General features: G+C 41.2%; 12 protein-coding genes. 4 read left to right on the top strand and 8 right to left on the bottom strand.

Translation table 11 applies throughout. From position 1 onward, the window contains the following. Complete coding sequence (locus tag QNM18_RS19735) at positions 1-1,242, bottom strand: MFS transporter (protein WP_284138216.1); 1,242 nt, start codon at positions 1,240-1,242, stop codon at positions 1-3. Between the two features lie 154 nt (positions 1,243-1,396). Then, positions 1,397-2,401, bottom strand: a complete 1,005-nt coding sequence (locus tag QNM18_RS19730; protein WP_284138215.1) for a LacI family DNA-binding transcriptional regulator — start codon at positions 2,399-2,401, stop codon at positions 1,397-1,399. A 476-nt stretch (positions 2,402-2,877) separates the two neighbouring features. Between QNM18_RS19730 and QNM18_RS19725 the strand changes: the two genes are divergently transcribed. After that, a complete protein-coding gene (locus tag QNM18_RS19725) occupies positions 2,878-5,097 on the top strand; it encodes a TonB-dependent receptor (RefSeq protein ID WP_284138307.1) in 2,220 nt (739 codons plus the stop codon). 270 nt (positions 5,098-5,367) lie between these two features. Further along, positions 5,368-5,559, top strand: a complete 192-nt coding sequence (locus QNM18_RS19720) for a hypothetical protein (protein ID WP_023397928.1) — start codon at positions 5,368-5,370, stop codon at positions 5,557-5,559. A 41-nt stretch (positions 5,560-5,600) separates the two neighbouring features. Here the strand turns inward: QNM18_RS19720 and QNM18_RS19715 are convergent, their stop codons facing one another. From QNM18_RS19715 to QNM18_RS19700, 4 genes are all read right to left on the bottom strand, one after another. Next, the gene (locus QNM18_RS19715; RefSeq protein WP_284138214.1) at positions 5,601-7,295 is read right to left on the bottom strand and encodes a phospholipase C/P1 nuclease family protein; all 1,695 of its coding nucleotides are present in this window, start codon (positions 7,293-7,295) and stop codon (positions 5,601-5,603) included. A 134-nt stretch (positions 7,296-7,429) separates the two neighbouring features. After that, the gene (locus tag QNM18_RS19710; protein ID WP_284138213.1) at positions 7,430-8,125 is read right to left on the bottom strand and encodes an aspartate/glutamate racemase family protein; all 696 of its coding nucleotides are present in this window, start codon (positions 8,123-8,125) and stop codon (positions 7,430-7,432) included. A 468-nt stretch (positions 8,126-8,593) separates the two neighbouring features. Continuing rightward, complete coding sequence (locus QNM18_RS19705) at positions 8,594-9,187, bottom strand: hypothetical protein (protein WP_211008572.1); 594 nt, start codon at positions 9,185-9,187, stop codon at positions 8,594-8,596. Between the two features lie 225 nt (positions 9,188-9,412). Then, on the bottom strand, positions 9,413-10,024 hold the full coding sequence (locus QNM18_RS19700; protein ID WP_211008571.1) for a hypothetical protein: 612 nt from the start codon (positions 10,022-10,024) through the stop codon (positions 9,413-9,415). A gap of 543 nt (positions 10,025-10,567) precedes the next feature. Between QNM18_RS19700 and QNM18_RS19695 the strand changes: the two genes are divergently transcribed. Then, positions 10,568-12,256, top strand: a complete 1,689-nt coding sequence (locus QNM18_RS19695) for a methyl-accepting chemotaxis protein (RefSeq protein ID WP_284138212.1) — start codon at positions 10,568-10,570, stop codon at positions 12,254-12,256. A gap of 139 nt (positions 12,257-12,395) precedes the next feature. On the opposite strand, the gene ltaE is transcribed toward QNM18_RS19695, so the two are convergent. After that, complete coding sequence (gene ltaE, locus QNM18_RS19690) at positions 12,396-13,409, bottom strand: low-specificity L-threonine aldolase (protein ID WP_284138211.1); 1,014 nt, start codon at positions 13,407-13,409, stop codon at positions 12,396-12,398. A gap of 403 nt (positions 13,410-13,812) precedes the next feature. Then, a complete protein-coding gene (locus tag QNM18_RS19685; protein ID WP_284138210.1) occupies positions 13,813-16,056 on the bottom strand; it encodes a response regulator in 2,244 nt (747 codons plus the stop codon). A gap of 334 nt (positions 16,057-16,390) precedes the next feature. Between QNM18_RS19685 and QNM18_RS19680 the strand changes: the two genes are divergently transcribed. After that, positions 16,391-16,828 (top strand): hypothetical protein, encoded by a 438-nt coding sequence (locus QNM18_RS19680; protein ID WP_247687175.1) that lies wholly within the window; start codon positions 16,391-16,393, stop codon positions 16,826-16,828. The last annotated feature ends 9 nt before the right edge of the window (positions 16,829-16,837 follow it).

Here is a 16,837-nt window from a genome sequence, read left to right as displayed (position 1 = left end):
TTATACTGCTGACGAGCACGCTACTTGTTGAGCACGCTTTTTAAATAGAAATAAGGTAACTACGATAACCCCCATCGGGACCAGTGACATATAAAATGCGTGTTGGCCGCTCATATACTCAAATACAAATCCTGTGATCAAAGATCCTGTTGTTCCACCTAAAGCAGAAAAGACAACAATAAGTCCTGTCATTGCCGCGTGGCGGTGCTTCTCCAAGCTACTTAACATAATCGAATTAATTACTGGATAAATTGGTGCCATAAGTAACCCAATCAATGGCATCAAATAGGCAGCCAATGGTGCATTGAATACGCTAGTTACCGCGTTTTGGGGTATATTTTTAGTCATCGGGAGAGTGAGTAAAACCAAAATAGCCATACCGAAAAGGCAGACATTTAAGAATATATACCAGTCGACTTTTTTGAGAATTTGCCCTGCTGCCAATCTGCCAAGCGCCAAGCTCGCTGCAAAAATACTGCTGAGCTGAACACTGACATCGACGGGTAAATTGAGCACCTGATTATTAAACGTCGGCAGCCACGTACCAACGCCTTGTTCAATGAGAACATATAAAAATGCACTGATAATAAACACCAGTACTAATGGTTGATAGGTTAAACGCAGCATAGCAATAAAATCGCCGCTGGCACTATTTGAGCTCGGCGTTGTTGACGTGCTTTTTTCGATTTTCGCAAACCAAACTAAAAACAGCGTAACCACGGAGAACCCAGCCAATAAGTAATAGACGTTTAGCCAGTTATTTGACGAAATATCCTCACTTAAAAATGCAGAAAACACCCAGTAGCCACTCAATACCCCAACCATAAATATCCCTTCAATAGTGTTCAATAAACTAGAGTGAGATTTCGTTGAATCCGTAACTTGACCTATGAGGGCATAAACTGAGACTTTAACAATTGCAAACGCACAACCAACCGCAGCAAAAAGTGCTTTGAGGGCCCAAAAATTGCCGACCAATGGAGTGACTAGGCACATAATAGTGACTAAGGAAAGGCCACCAAGTAAGGCAATTTTGTATCCTATTCTAGGAATGAAAGTGGCGACCAAGAAAGAAACTATAGCAATGGGTATATCTTTAAACCCCTCTAGACTTGCCGCTTGCGCTTTAGAAACACCAAATGTATTGATCGCTTGCAAAATAACTGTACCAACACTATTGAGCAATATGGCAAATAAAAAGTAACAGGCCCCCATGGCCAAAATGGTTCGCATATTGTGCATTGAAAGACTCGTAAATACTGTAAGTGTAATTCAGTCTAGCGCTCCAAAGTTAATTTTGCAAACGTTTGCATTTAAGATTTTAATAACAGACATTAACACGGCTATCGGCTATAGCTACATCATTCAGAATTGGTAGCTGCTGCTACCTCCTCTATTAGCTCGATTGGCGCTCAATTAAGGCAATCTCTAGTTGGCTAGACGATACTTTTTGACCACTGAGTTGAGCCAAGAGCTTTTTCACCAGCAATTCTCCCGCCTGTCTAGTATCTTGCCTTATTGTAGTCAACGAAGGGAAGCTGATATCGGCCATTGCAATATCGTCGAATCCAACCACGTGAACATCGTTCGGAATACTGACATAACGTTCTTTTAACGCCTTCATTGCGCCGAGTGCGACCATATCACTACACGCAAAAATACCATCAAAATCGAGGCCATCGTTACGTAACTTGTGATTGATCGCGTCGTAAGCAGCTTGGCTTGTAATATCAATTTTTAAAAGCTGTGTCGCAGTTACGCCTGCTCGCTCAGCGCCAGCACAAAACCCACCATAGCGCTCTGAGAGTTCAGCATGCGCAGGATCTCCCAAAAACATAGGGTTTTTAGACCCTTTATCAATCAGGTGCTCTGCTGCGAGTTCACCACCTAAGAAATTATCACTTCCAACCACGACGTAATCGGCATCGGTCTTTGGATCGCCCCAAACTACAAGAGGCATGCCTGCTTTTGCGGCTTTATCTATCAGCGCTTGTTGCTTACCTTGACCCACTACAATCACACCATCAGCTCGGCGTCCATCGATAAAGTATCCATACCAATCAGTTCCAGCCATAAAAGAGTTGGATAGCAGTAACTCATAACCTTGCCGATTCACAGCAAGGTTAATATCGCTGACAACTTTCAGTAAAAATGGATCATCAATAGACTGCTCTGTTTCTGAGTCAAGATTAATGAGCACCGCTATTACTTTGGTTTTCTGCAAACGCAAACGGCTCGCGGCAGCATTGAGGCTAAAGTTATGTTCTTTAGCTAACTTTTGAACTCGCTCTCGAGTTTCTTTCTTTATCAATGGGTTATCATTCAAAGCTCGAGAAGCTGTCGATGTTGATACGCCCGCCAATTTGGCTAAATCTGCCAATTTCAATTTTTTATGTGGCATTGCTCATTCACTGCATCAGAAAACATCTATGATGTTTGGGCATCACTCAAAGGGTTACACTCCCCCTAAATTTGAGCCACTAGATTAAACTACTCAAGATAATTCATCCACACTGAATTACCCTCTATACCTTTGTAATGCCAATTAAGCGCTACTTTATTAACTCTTTGTTTTTATTATTCCCATACCACAAGCTAAGTTATCAAAAAGCATGCACTTGCCGTAATAGGTAAATCCAAAGTAAAAAAATATCGCAAACGCCTATTGCAAACGTTTGCATAAAGTTCTATTTTAAAATAACGCCCAGTGCAATCCAACTAAAATTATGCAGAGTTAGCAAATTAAAATAACTCAGAGTTGAGGCGATAAGCGATGCCGACGTGCAAGTCGGTCATTATGACAACACATATGACACAACCAAGGGAGCAGCTCCTGTGAACTTAGGCAAGAAGTATTCTGCACTTGCAGCAGCGGTTATGACCGCGATAACTTATTCTAACGTGGCCAATGCTGAGCAAAAAAATAACGCCAAAGAAAAACTAGAAACCATTGTAATTTCTGGTACTCCAGGCGGTATGGGGATCCGAAAAGTGGATGCCGCCTATGCCGTTACAAATGTTGACGAATCCTTAATTGAACGACTCGCACCTAAAAGCACAGCCGACTTATTCAAGGCCATTCCTGGAGTTTGGGTAGAAAGCTCAGGGGGCGAATCTGGCGCCAATATCAATGTTAGAGGGTTTACATCAAGTGGCGACGCACCATTTTTAACCGTCAGCCTAGATGGTTCACCAGTCTACCCAGCTCCTACACTCTCATTTTTAGAAAACTCGTCAATTTTTCGCCTTGATGAAACCATCTCAATGATGGAAGGCCTTAGAGGCGGCCCTAACCCAGTGTTGTCTAATGGCCAGCCTGGGCTGACAACCAACTTTAGATTAAAAAGAGGCCAAGAAGACACTGAAGGCACATTCAAATATACGACTTCAGACTACGGCCTGCAGCGTGTAGATGGCGTCTTAAGCGGTGAGCTCAGTGAAGACCTCTATTACATGGTGGGCGGGTATATTAAACGTTCATCAGGGATCCGAGATGCTGGTTTTACATCTGAAAAAGGTCATCAATTTACGATTAAGTTGACCAAAGAACTGGAAAATGGCGAAATCAATGTTTATACACGCCAAACAGATGACACTGGCGCTTGGTATTTACCTACACCACTCAATGAGACCGGTGTAGATGCTGAGTTTACGCAACTAGGTACTTTAAACCGCCAAGCAACCATACATGCAGGTAACGGTAAAGTTGATATTGACCTAGCAGAAGGGCGCGGCTGGGATGGCCATGTCTCAGGGGGAAGTATCTCATTAGAACTGGCTAATGGATGGCACTTTATCGATCGTTTTAGCTTAACTCAGGGTAACGCAAACACATATGGCTTGGTACCTGCTGGCAATGCCGTTAATTTGTCAGAAGTAGCGGACAATGGCATTAGTGCAACAGGTGCAGTTACTGGAAAAGAGTATGATGCCGATACACGTGTACAGGATTATGGCCGTTGGGTTGTACACAAAGATATTGAAGCATTTACGAATGATCTCGCTGTCAGTAAAGACTTTGGCACTATCAACAGCGCATTTGGTGTTTATACAGCAACGACATCTGCTAAAGATTGGTGGAGCTTAGGGAATACCGCATATCACGTTTTAGCTCAAGGCGGTGAAATGCTGACCGGTATCGCATGTAATGATTCAATTGAGGGCTGCGGCTTTAACTATGATATTAATAGCAACGGTGACGCCACAACACTTGCGTTTTACACCACTCACAGTTACCAAGCAACTGACAGCCTGACGTTAGATTTAGGCCTTCGTAGTGAACGTCATGAAGTTGACTACTCAGTCGATGAGGGACTCGATGGTATCATCACTAAATCCGTCGATTTTAGCGCTCGTAAAACTTCTTGGACCCTAGGTGCAGATTATAAACTAGATCAACAAAGCGGCGTATTTGTGCGCTTTAACAAAGGCTTTAAAATGCCTTACTTTGACGATTTTAGAGATAACTTTGATGCATATTCGGCGGGAGATCAGTTAATTAAGGAAGTGGCTCAAAGCGAAGTTGGTTACAAGTTCATGGGAGAAAACATGGACTTTTTCGCAACCATTTTTGCCAACGAAGTAAAAGGTGAATCATTCTCTGTTCGCCCTGATTTACCTGCTCAGCGTTTCACAACCGAAGCACAGGGTATTGAGGTTGATTTCAACTACAACCACGAATCAGGTTTTAGTGTGAACCTCAACGGTACATTACAAAACAGTGAAGTGGCTCAAAGCCCTGATGCCAGCTTAACTGGTAATAAATCACAACGTATCCCAGACTGGCAGCTACGTATCACACCAAGCTATGAATTTGAGTTAGGTGATATGTTCGCAACAGTCTACGGTACTTTCTCTGCGGTAGATTCTCGTTTCAGCGACATTCAAAACACCCCGAGTGCGGTGCTTGATGGCTACGAAAAAGTTGATATTGGCCTCACTTTGGAGCCTTCTGAGCAAGTACAATTGCAAATTGCCATTGACAATCTAACAGATGAGCAAGGTTTAACAGAAGGCGACCCACGTAACCCAGCAGCAGCCAACGGACGCTATATCTTGCCTCGAAGCGTTAAATTTAGCGTGGCATATAGCTTCTAATCCCAAATTTAGCCCACACATTTTGGGCATCATGAAAACTAACGACCAAAGCCCAACGAGGATCACCTTATATGTTGGGCTTTTTTCTGTGTCCTTCTACACTTTAAAAGGACTTCATCATCTTTTTTACATAATCTCGCTTTTTAAAATGTAACAAAGCTGGTGAGTCGTTTCGAATGATACTCTTTGCAAATATTAATGACTTTTCACTTGTTAGCGATAATACAAAGTTGCTGAATACGTAAGCTGCGCAGGTGCTGGAGTGAAATAATGAACATTGAAGAAATTCAAAAAGGCGAATGGCTTGAATACCAAGACCATCCAGTTGAGGTTTTAATCGTAGATAGACGCAATCAAGTTGTCACAGTTTGGGACGAAAAAAGTCAACGGAAGATAGATTTACATGCAGACTTACTTAAAGCAGATCCACAATGTCACTGTGACTCATTTCTCTATTACTAGCTAGCGCCCAAAGCAACTACATGCTTTGGGCTTATTCACTCTTACGGCTTGATTATCTGCCACTGCGCATTTTTGTTATGTGCTTCGCCTTTTCGAGATAAATGCACTTGTCCCGTGCTAACATCGGCCCAAACATATTGTTGCCAATAGCTGTTTTTGAGATTGAAATTTGTGCCGTATGGCTCGATGTTAAATGACGCTTTGTCTGGCGTTGACCACAACATAGCGTCTCCAGTAAAGTTGTTTTTATAGCTTAAGAACAGCTCCGCGTTATTTCTGGTTCTAAAATAAACCTCTTCGCCACCGCCATTGATTAATAAAAACTCAACAGCTTTGACGCCATTGGCATTTAACAATGCATTTTTTTCTTCGCCAGATTGAGCGCCTAGCGCCTTACCAGTCGCCACATTATGAATATGAACAGCCTCTCCTGTGTCCGCATCACGTTGCTGCGGCTGCCACTGTTCTGGTGGTGTTTTCCATGTTAATGACTTCCACTTCCAGTTGTATGGCATATTGATAAGGGGATCATTTACATCGCTATACCCTGTTTCTGCTTCGATATTGTACAAACAATGCCGGCGCTCTTCTTCTAATTGTGCAACTCGCTCAAGCTGATCGGTTGTACCGACATTTAACTCAGCCATGCATTGCAATAATGATTTTCCTTTTCCACGCTCCCCTGGGGCCAATACATAGGTATGATCACGTTTTTCTTCGTCGTTGTACCAGCTCAGCATAGCTTGCTCATCAAAAGACAACCAATTATCAACCAATTGCCTTGCCTCCTGCTCCGCTTTCAATTTACGCTCCTCTACAGGCAAAGCCATGGTGCGAATAAAAGCAGCCCACAGATCTTTACTGGCTTCGAGAGAAACTAATGCAACAGGTTTTATATTGCTCGGTTTGTAGGCTTGCCAGCCACTTTGTCCCCGAGACTCGGGCTTCCAAATTACATCTCCACTTTGGAAGTTAATGGCTTCTTTTGTATCATGCGTATGTTGCTCTGCACCTTCTGAACATAAATACGCTTTTACCTGCCAGATTTTTTCGTAGTTGTCGGCAGCTAGGCGCACAGTATGTTCTGGGCTGAATGAATCTTGAAATAAGTGAACGGCCCTACCAAATAAAAAATAGTTGTGATCGACCTCAACCGCTTTGGCATACCCTCCCCCATCCCAAACTTTGATCTTTTTTGACTCTGCAATGGCAGCGTTTACAAAGTGAGAAATGAAGCGCTGTTGTGCGCGTTTTGCAGCATTCACACCTCCTATTCCACCAATATCATCATAGCGACGCATAAAGTGATCTTGCTGCAAATCTGCTGGCTCCTGCGCCACAGCATTGAAACAGTTAGGACCTGTCGGATCGGTGCTCGCCGAAGTGACATTGAACCCGGCAATATCCACCCACCTTTCACCAACAATGGCTGCAAAGACTGCGTCATATTCTGACCAATAGGTCCCATCTTCGTTTGCTTTTGATAAGATCCTTTCCACTTCGTGTTGAGCTACATTGAGTTCTGTGGACTTCGCTAGGCCATTTTGCCAAGTAAGTCTTGGATCTTGTGGATCACTGACCCGAGTATCTTGCCCCATTAGCTCAAGCGCTGCCGTTCGTGTAAGCCACTCATGACCAATTGGCATTACACCAGCCCCGCCTAATTGCGTAAATGCCATTGCTGATGAACTTGTAACCACTGCAGCTACAACACATGAAAGATATTTTAATTTCATAATTACTCCTTTTAAAACGAGTAAATTTTTACACAAAATTAAAATAAAAGCTCTATTTTATGAATTTTTTATTACTTTAAGTCAAAATAATAACATAAAGCATTCCCTCGAATTACCAAGTTGGAACTCTTTAATCAGTTATTTACTGAGGCAGTTACGGCGCTTTTTGCGTGCAAAATTGCGGTGTCATAAAGTGCAACCGATGAATCATCTTCATTTACCAACAAGGCAATTTCAGTACAGCCCAAAATTATCGCTTCGGCACCTTTTGCTTGCAACTGCTCGATAATGTTTAGGTAGGCTTGCTTTGACTCCCTTTTTATTTGACCTAAACACAATTCATTATAAATAATGTCGTGGACCACTTTCTGAGCATTTTCATCGGGTACAATTACGTCAATATCAAATTTATTTTTAAGCCTATCTTTATAAAATGACTCTGCCATAGTGAATTGAGTACCCAGCAAGCCAACTTTCTTTTTTCCATCTTTAACGATTTGCTCACCAGTCGGGTCGGCAATATGGATTAAAGGCACGTTTACCGCAGCTTGCACTTCATCAAACACCAAATGCATGGTGTTGGTGCAAATCAGAATAAAATCAGCACCAGCTCGTTCAATATCTTTGAGATCTTGGCAGAGCATTTGAGCCATAGTCTCCCATTGTTGCGCCTTTTGAAGTTGGGCAATAGGAGCAAAATCTATACTTTTCATCATGATTTTTGCTGAGTGCAACCCACCTAAACAATCCTTAACCCCCTGATTAATATGCTTATAGTAATTTGCAGTAGACTCCCAACTCATTCCACCAAGTAGACCTATCGTTTTCATATTTGATTCCTTAGTACGACACTATTAATACTGTTCTGATAACCGACAAAAGTAGTAATACCATAATAAATATTGGGATGATATGCGATTATTTTAACTAGATATTAGACAAGCAAAAACTGTCGATTCACTAATGCACCGTTGGATTAAAACCAAATCACTACAATCATAATTTATACACGTCACGGTATAGTAATACGCATCAATACATCTTGATTTAAACTTTCTACACTACACATGAATGAACTACATTAAGCGGTATGATGGCTAAGCACCCAATGTTCCGAAGATGAGAAACAAAAGTAAATGGCTATGTATAACTAAAAATACGATATTCCAAAGCCTATTACTTTATAGCTCCATCAGATTTATCAGCGTAAAGAGCCTAAACTTTGTACTATTGGTACTAGGGCTCAAGTATTTTCATGGCTCAAGCCCAATCATAATCTGTTTTCTTCAAATACGACTTTAAAAGTGATAACGGTAAACTAAGCCTAAGCGGTCGATACCTTGTCCATTATGGTATTTCCATGTCAAACTCGATACGCCCAAATGCGCCGTTAAACCCAGCTCAGCCCAAGCTCCATCATCATTTTTAGCCTGCTCTGGGTCAAAATATTCATAACCAAGCCTAGCAAATGCAGAAAAGTATTGATTGAAACTATGTTCATACTCGGTGTAGAACCGATAAAACTCACCATCTCTTGTTCGGTCTTCAAGGGTGAAGCTCATTTCTCCCAAGGCGCCACCAACAGAAAATCGCCCGTTTTGTGTTTCATAGGCAATATAACCGAGCTCCAACATGTTTTCGTCCAAATCCACATCTAGTTGATAATTGGGTCGCTCTATAGTATCTCCTTGTCTTTTGGCATTAAATCCAGCATAAAGCCCATTTTCAAACTCGTACCCAAAGCCAAACTGAATACCACTTGGCTGCGGGCTATTTCTATTTCCCATATCACTTTGTGAATAGCCAAACTCAAAATATGTTTTATTTAAATCTGTCGCTTGCACATTAAAGCCAATCGCCGTTAATACGATAAAAAGCATTTTGTTTTTCATTTCTTAAACCTTTAATTTAACTGATGAAAAAATGGTACATGAGTCAAAAAAAGAGGTCTGTATCAAAGTGTCTCAATATGCAGCAATCTTTATCTAGTGGTAGCAAATACTAGTTACTTTTATTGTATTTCTGGTTTGATTGGCGAGGTAACTTAATTTTTAAAGTAAAAAGGGAGTAGCAGAAAAAACGCAGGTCCAAAGGTTGACCTGCGAGTTGATTAGGTCTTAAAAGGAGTATCGATATGCAAATGCTAATTGTTCCGCCACTTCCCCTCTAGAAATCCGCCACGAAAAGCTAGATGATCCCAAATGCAAACGAATACCGGCTTGCGCCCAAAAGCCATCCTCTTTCGTTGAGTTATCTCCGTCGATAGACTCGTATCCGGCCTTCGCAAAAGCAGAAAAGTATTTATTAAAGCCATGGTCATACTCAGTGTACAATCGATATATATTTGCATCACTATTATTATCTTTAACAGCGATTTCCATTTCACCGATATAAGCACCTATAGAAAGCCGCCCCTTTTCAGTTTGATTTAGGACATACCCTAATTCAAAGAGGTTTTCATCATAATCAACATCTTGATCAATTAAATATATTATGAATGTATCCCTATGTCGTTTAATATGTAAACCACTATAAAAGCCATTTTCAAACTCATAACTTAAGCTCATTTGATGGCCAATCAAATCCAAATCTGTTTTGTTGTCAAAGTAAGTATTATCTGTGAATTCTGTTGTTGAATACCCAATCTCTAAGTAAGATTTACTTAAATTAGCAGCTTGCGCTTGCGTTGCACATAAGGCCAATGCGGCCGTTAATAGTTGTTTTTTCATCAAAAGTACCTCCAAGAATGTCATGCAGATAATACTAGTGACAGGGTTAAGCTAAATCCGTATGAATGTGTTCAATGACATAGTAAATATCAGTCAAATATGAGTAAAATCCGGACCACATGTTTACATCCATTTACAGTAATAAGTGAAAATAACACGCAAGACTTTGAGTGAAAAAAATAATAACTTTAAGTATCAAGGAAATATGATTTTTCTGTGTCAGAAAGTTGTGTACCTTGTAACATGAACAAAGCACGCAAAAGAGTGATGTACGACTGGTTATGTCTGTTTCACCGAGCAAGGAAGTCAGCCCTTAAAGCACACTTAGGCCGCAATAAATGTTATTTGATTGTACTCGCCTAAACAAATGTACATTTGCATACATCAGCATGGTTTAAACCGAAAAGTTGCATTTTAATGTCGCGTGAAACAACAGAGTGCATCAGGGACTGTGCAATCAAAATATACACGCCTTAAGGCCTTGCATTTACGTCATTTGTACTATGCTTAAACAAAGTATTTTTAAAGGAAGTGAACATAGCCATGAGCAGTCAGTCCATGACACGACGGTTTGTTCTCCCGCTCGGGTTAATGATGGTCGCTGTCGCCATCCTAGTCGCAACTACACTCCCCGCTATTATAAAATCAACCATGTTACAGATCACCTCGGACGACGCAATTGTAACTGTTAATCAGTTTAAAACTCTAAGAGGTTATTACACCAAAAATGTGATCTCAAAAGCAAAAGCATTTGGTATGTCACCACATTTTGAACACCGCAATGACAATAATGCGATTCCGCTGCCTGCAACGCTCATCCATGAGTTGAGTGAGCTCCTATCTCGGTCAGGCACCAAAATACAGCTTTATAGTGAATACCCATTTCCAAATCGTAAACACAGGCAACTTGACGAGTTTCAAAAAGAGGCATGGAACTACCTTACCTCCAACCCTAAAGAAGTTTATTCAAAAATAATTGAGTCAAATAACAATCAATACTTACGGATTGCTGTGGCGGACACCATGCAAGCACAAGCCTGCGTAAATTGCCACAATACGCACCCTTTGACACCAAAAGTTGGCTGGAAACAAGGAGATGTGAGAGGCGCCCTCGAAGTAACCAAACCATTGGAAAATGTAACTGCTCTAACTTCGAATATTCGAAATTATATTTTGTTGGGTTCCCTTTTGGTTTTAATACTGCTCATCGTCACTTTGGTTATGATGTTTGAGCGATTTGTACTGCGTCGAACCAAAAAGCTAGAAGATTCACTTGCCAACTTGGCATCTGGTCAAAGTGATTTAACCAAATTTATAGAAGTTGATGATGACGATGAGATCGGCAGTGTTGCCATTCAATTTAATCACTTTCAAGGGAAGTTTAAGTCCTTGATTGAGTCTATCGTGCAAACAGCAAATCACCTTGAAGTGTCTGTCAATAATGTTAGAAACGCGACAAGCAATATACATTCAAAAATACAAGAGCAGGAGCTACAAACGCAGTCGATTGCTTCGGCCATAAATCAAGTTACTGTCAGTATCAAAGACATTTCTAGCAATGCAGATCATGCTGCACAAAGTACCAATGAAACGGATAAAAATTTGGTATCTGCCAGTGAGCAAATGCGGCACTCAGTAGAAAACATTGACTCTTTATCAAGTGAGATGTCAGAACTAGTCAGTGTTATTACAAGCCTAAGTTCAGAGAGTAAGGAAATAGGGGTCGTATTAGACGTGATTAAATCAATCGCCGAACAAACTAATCTTTTGGCGTTAAATGCAGCAATTGAGGCTGCAAGGGCCGGTGAACAAGGCAGAGGCTTTGCTGTTGTAGCTGACGAAGTAAGGGCTTTGGCTCACAGAACTCAACAGTCCATAGACCAAATTCAAGGGACAGTTAATGCGCTACAACGTATCGGTAGTGAAGCAGTCGAAAAAGTCGAAAATGGCAATAAGTTGACCGATGAAACCCGAGATGAAATCAGAGATGTATCAGAGCAATTAAACAAGGCTATGGAACTGGAGCACGATGCAAACGCAGCGGTCGATAATATTGCTCAAGCTATGGTCCAGCAGTCTGACGCTTCGTTAGAGATGGACTCAAATATCATACGACTTCGAGACTTGGCAGGCGACTCAATTGCGGAATTGGACAAAGTCATACGCATGTTAGAAACAGTAAACAAAGATAGCCATCAACTCACCGAAGAGCTTGGCAGGTTTAAACTGTAATGTGAGTTGCTCAAGCTTGGAATAAAAGGAAATATGCTAACACACAGCTTGGTTTATAGAAAATGGGCCTTGTATTAGATACACGGCCCTCAATTACCCTAGGCAATGCCTTTTCAATCAAAAAATAATGGCTTTTCAATTAAGCTAAATTTGCTTTTGCAACATCAATAAAATTGTCAATATCACTTTTATCAATACCTGAATGCGTCACTAACCGCATTCCCTGATATCCTGGCGTCATATTTATGCCTTTGTCATACATAGCTTTGGTAAATGCTTGTATATCAATGCTGCTATCGACATTCAAAAACACCAAGTTGGTTTGCACTTCATATGGCGTGCTATCAAACCCTGGTAGTTCATTAATCCTGCTGGCCAAATAGCGAGCATGCTCATGGTCTTGCTCCAACCGTTCAACATTATTCTTAAGTGCGTACAAACCACCTGCGGCGAGAATACCCGCTTGACGCATGCCGCCACCAAGCATTTTCCTAAGCCGCCTCGCCTTTTCGATGAATTCGAAGCTGCCCATTAGTAACGAGCCAACAGGCGCTCCCAAACCTTTAGACAAGCACACAGTCATTGAGTCAAAGTGTTGGCTGATCTCTTTGATATCAACACCCAAAGCAACAGCAGCATTGTACACGCGCGCCCCGTCTAAATGATGCTGAAGCCCATACTTTTTAGTCAAAGAACGAGCTTCACTTAAGTATGCTAAACTCAACACCTTACCGCCAATGGTGTTTTCCAAACTCAACATTTTAGTTCTCGCAAAGTGGAAATCGTTTGGTTTAATCGCCGCAACAACCTTCTCTAAACAGATTTCTCCATTGGGCAGATTTTCCAAGGGTTGAGGTTGCACAGAACCCAGAACTGCGGCCCCACCCGCTTCGTATTTATAATTATGTGCACCTTGGCCACAAATATACTCATCACCTCGTTCACAATGCGCGAGAATTGCCAATAAATTGGCCTGTGTACCTGAAGTTACGAATATAGATGCATCAAAGCCATGTTTCACTGAGCTATAGTGCTCAAGCTCATTTACGGTAGGGTCATCTCCGTATACATCATCACCAACCATAGCATTACTCATTAACCGCCTCATATTTTTGCAAGGCTGGGTGACCGTATCCGAGCGAAAGTCTATCATGGGAGTTCCTCATTGCGATTGAATAAAAATATAATATGGACAAAGCCCCATGTTTTCAATTCACCAGAAAATTACCTGCATACGAATTTGGTGTATGCCTTTAGAATATAAACAAGCGCCAGCCTTCGGATTAGCGGCGACACCACCGTTTTCTGTGACTGTTTGATACTCTGATTGACACAAAAAATCCAACTTGCCATCTACTATTGTTCAACCCGGTATTGCATAAAATGGACAAAGTTGAGCTTTACGAGCAAGTGTCATTAAAAAAGAAATAAATAAAACACCGCGAAAAATAGGCATATATCAATGTTGAGGGTATACACACTCGCCCACAGGTTAAACCGCTGCATACATCCTCAAAAAGAGCAATATTTCAGCTGATGAGCGGTCATAATGTTGGTTAGCGAGCAAGTTCTGGTGACAAATACCTAGATAAGAAGTTCATTAAACTCTCCATCTGGATTGGCTTGGTAATGTAGTCATTCATCCCTGCGTCAATGCAAGCCTCTCTGTCTCCTTTCATGGCATTTGCTGTAAGTGCCAATATTGGAATGTCTAAAAAGGCCTCACCCGCTTCCCCATTTCGGATCCGGCGCGTTGCTTCAAACCCATCCATAAACGGCATCTGACAATCCATTAAGACCAACTGGTAGTCATGTTCCTGTTCTTGGAGTTTATCAATTGCTTCTTGTCCATGGCTCGCCAGCTCTACAATCAAACCGATAGAATCTAGCATTTTTTTTGCTACGAGTTGGTTAACGGGGTTATCTTCGACCAATAAAACGGTTTGATGAGAAAATGAACGTTCAAGAGGAGAATCATTATCTGTAGTTGTGATTTCAGTTGAGTTCATAGATGCAAGTGTACTCTCAAGCTCTTTTTGGGTAAACGGCTTGTTTACACGACTTGAAAACCCGAGCTTTTTAAAATACCCACTACTGTGTGTATCACTGAGTAAAGTTAAAACAATTGCCGTAGTTGTGGAGCTAACTTTCCACTTTTTTAACCAATTGTCGGTCTTTTTTCCCGCCACATACCGACTCAAAAGGAGCAACTCGGTGTCTTCTCGTAAGCTTGACTGTGCATCCTTGAAATTAGTCTCCACAACCACTTCATGCGCAAACGGACAAAACATCTTTTTGAGTAATTCAGCCGAAGCTTCTGAACTGTCGACAATCAACACCGACTGTATTCGAGCTTCGGGAACTAGATCTAACTTTTTCACCGGTTCCAGTATAATTTCAAAGCTAAACACACTGCCGACACCCACTTCGCTTTGCAACGACGTATTGCCCCCCATCAACTGACATAAAGTTTTTACTATTGCAAGACCTAGGCCCGTTCCGCCAAATCTTCTGGTGGTTGTAGAATCGACTTGAGAAAAGGACTGGAATAATTTTTCTTGTTTATCTAACTCTATACCTATCCCAGTATCTTTAACATGCCCGATCAACTTTACCTCATCGTTGTGTAACACAGTAACTAATGTCACTGTTACTTCTCCTTGGCTCGTAAACTTCAGCGCATTCCCCACCAAGTTTCCCAAGACTTGTTTAAAACGAATGGGGTCTCCTTTTACCCAGCGAGAAGTCACACCTAATGTATCAAGTACTAGTTCTAGTCCTTTGCCGTGAGCTGCGTGAGCATGCGCCTGCACAAGTGAAGCACTATGTTCAATGATATCAAACTCAACATGCTCAATTTCAAGCCGGCCTGCTTCTATTTTAGAAAAATCCAGAATATCATTAATTACAACCATCAAAGCATCTGCACTAGATTTTGCAGTCATTACATAATTGTGCTGAACCTCACTCAGCCCTTCTTTTTCCACCAGTTCCAACATTCCAATAACACCGTTCATGGGGGTGCGGATCTCATGGCTCATATTAGCCAAAAACTCAGATTTGTGCCTTGATGCTTCTTCAGCCCGCTTTTTCGCAATAGCTAGTTCATGGTTAGTGTTAAGTAGCGCTTGTTGGGCTCGCTTATTTGCAAAATTATGCAACTCCCCAACCATAATGGCAAAACCAAAATTAAACACTAACTGTGCAATCATGATGGTGATAAAAAACAGCTGAATATAGATACTCGTATCTGTCAAAATGCTAGTTGAACCTTCGCTAATAGGAGCACTTATCCGAAAAATACCAGCCGTGTTTAAGCACCCAAGCCCCAACACAACGAGTGCTCCGGAAACTTCAAATCTATTGCGACGATGTTCAACTAAAATGGCGACTATCCAGATTGAGGTACATAAAATTGTCAAAACAGACAACTTTAGTCGCAAACCGTATGAGTCCTGCCAAAAAGTAAAAATGCCCAAACATATTAGAAACACGCCCAGATATACCCCAAATATTCGCCAAGGCGGGCGTCTTTGAACCGCATAATACAAGCCAACCAGCATCATGATTAAAGACAACTGACCACAAAAATTAGAAACAATGTGTTTAAAAAAATAGGGAAGTGAATTTTGAGCCGCGAAAAGGCAAAAGTTGGCAACCAGTAGCCACGGGCCGACAGCCCAAAACGCAGTAGCTTTAATGTCTCTATTAGCCATCCATAAAAAAGTAAGGGCAGTTGCTGACGCAACAATACCAACTGCACACATAAGCAATATTGTTTGCGTTGACAATGTCAGCATTAACATTGCCCCCCTATTTGTCGCATAAACAAGCCTTTTAGTTTCTACTACTAAAAAAGTAGGAGAGGGTTGCTTTAAAGTAAAGTGCGCAAGCCAGATGCTTCAACAAAACTCACCTCTTCCGGTACTGGACACAAACAAGTCGATAAACAACATATATACCAACAGCAAATACCGCGTTATCTAAAATAATTAAATGTTACAAAAGAGAATTTAAATTGTAATCTTGGCGTGTTAAATTGGGTTCGTTTTCAAATTAACCTCAGAAATACAGTTTATAAATTAGAGGTTGACTGAAAATATAAAAATGAAAATATAAAAAAGGAAATTTAAAATGAAGTATATAAAATTGGCCATCGTGGCTGCTGCAATGTCTGTTGGCGCTTCGGCTTATGCAGACTCAAGTTTAGGTGTTAATATTACCGAACAGCCGCGTCCTGGTGTACCACAAGCCAGATGGACATATGTCAACATCACTGACAGCTATGGCCAAAATCAAAATGCTAAGTTCAATTATAGCATTTCTAACTATACAATTAACTTTGATTGGACAACCAATGAGGGCGCCACAGGCGGTTGTATGATCTATTATGATGTAAATAAAGATAGTTCAGGTGCTTGGGATGATCAGGTTGCTAAGCGTCGCTACGATACAACTAAGTTAATCCTGTCTAACTTAAAACCTGGCGATCAGCTATTCGTACAATCGGCATTTGGTAAAAACTCTTCGCCATGCGAAGTGACTGTTAAACATAGCATTGGCTTGAAATAACAGAACTTT

Origin of the sequence: Pseudoalteromonas obscura (genome assembly GCF_030135505.1) — a bacterium.
Lineage (GTDB): Bacteria > Pseudomonadota > Gammaproteobacteria > Enterobacterales > Alteromonadaceae > Pseudoalteromonas > Pseudoalteromonas obscura.
This window is presented reverse-complemented; position numbering and strand designations above follow the sequence as displayed.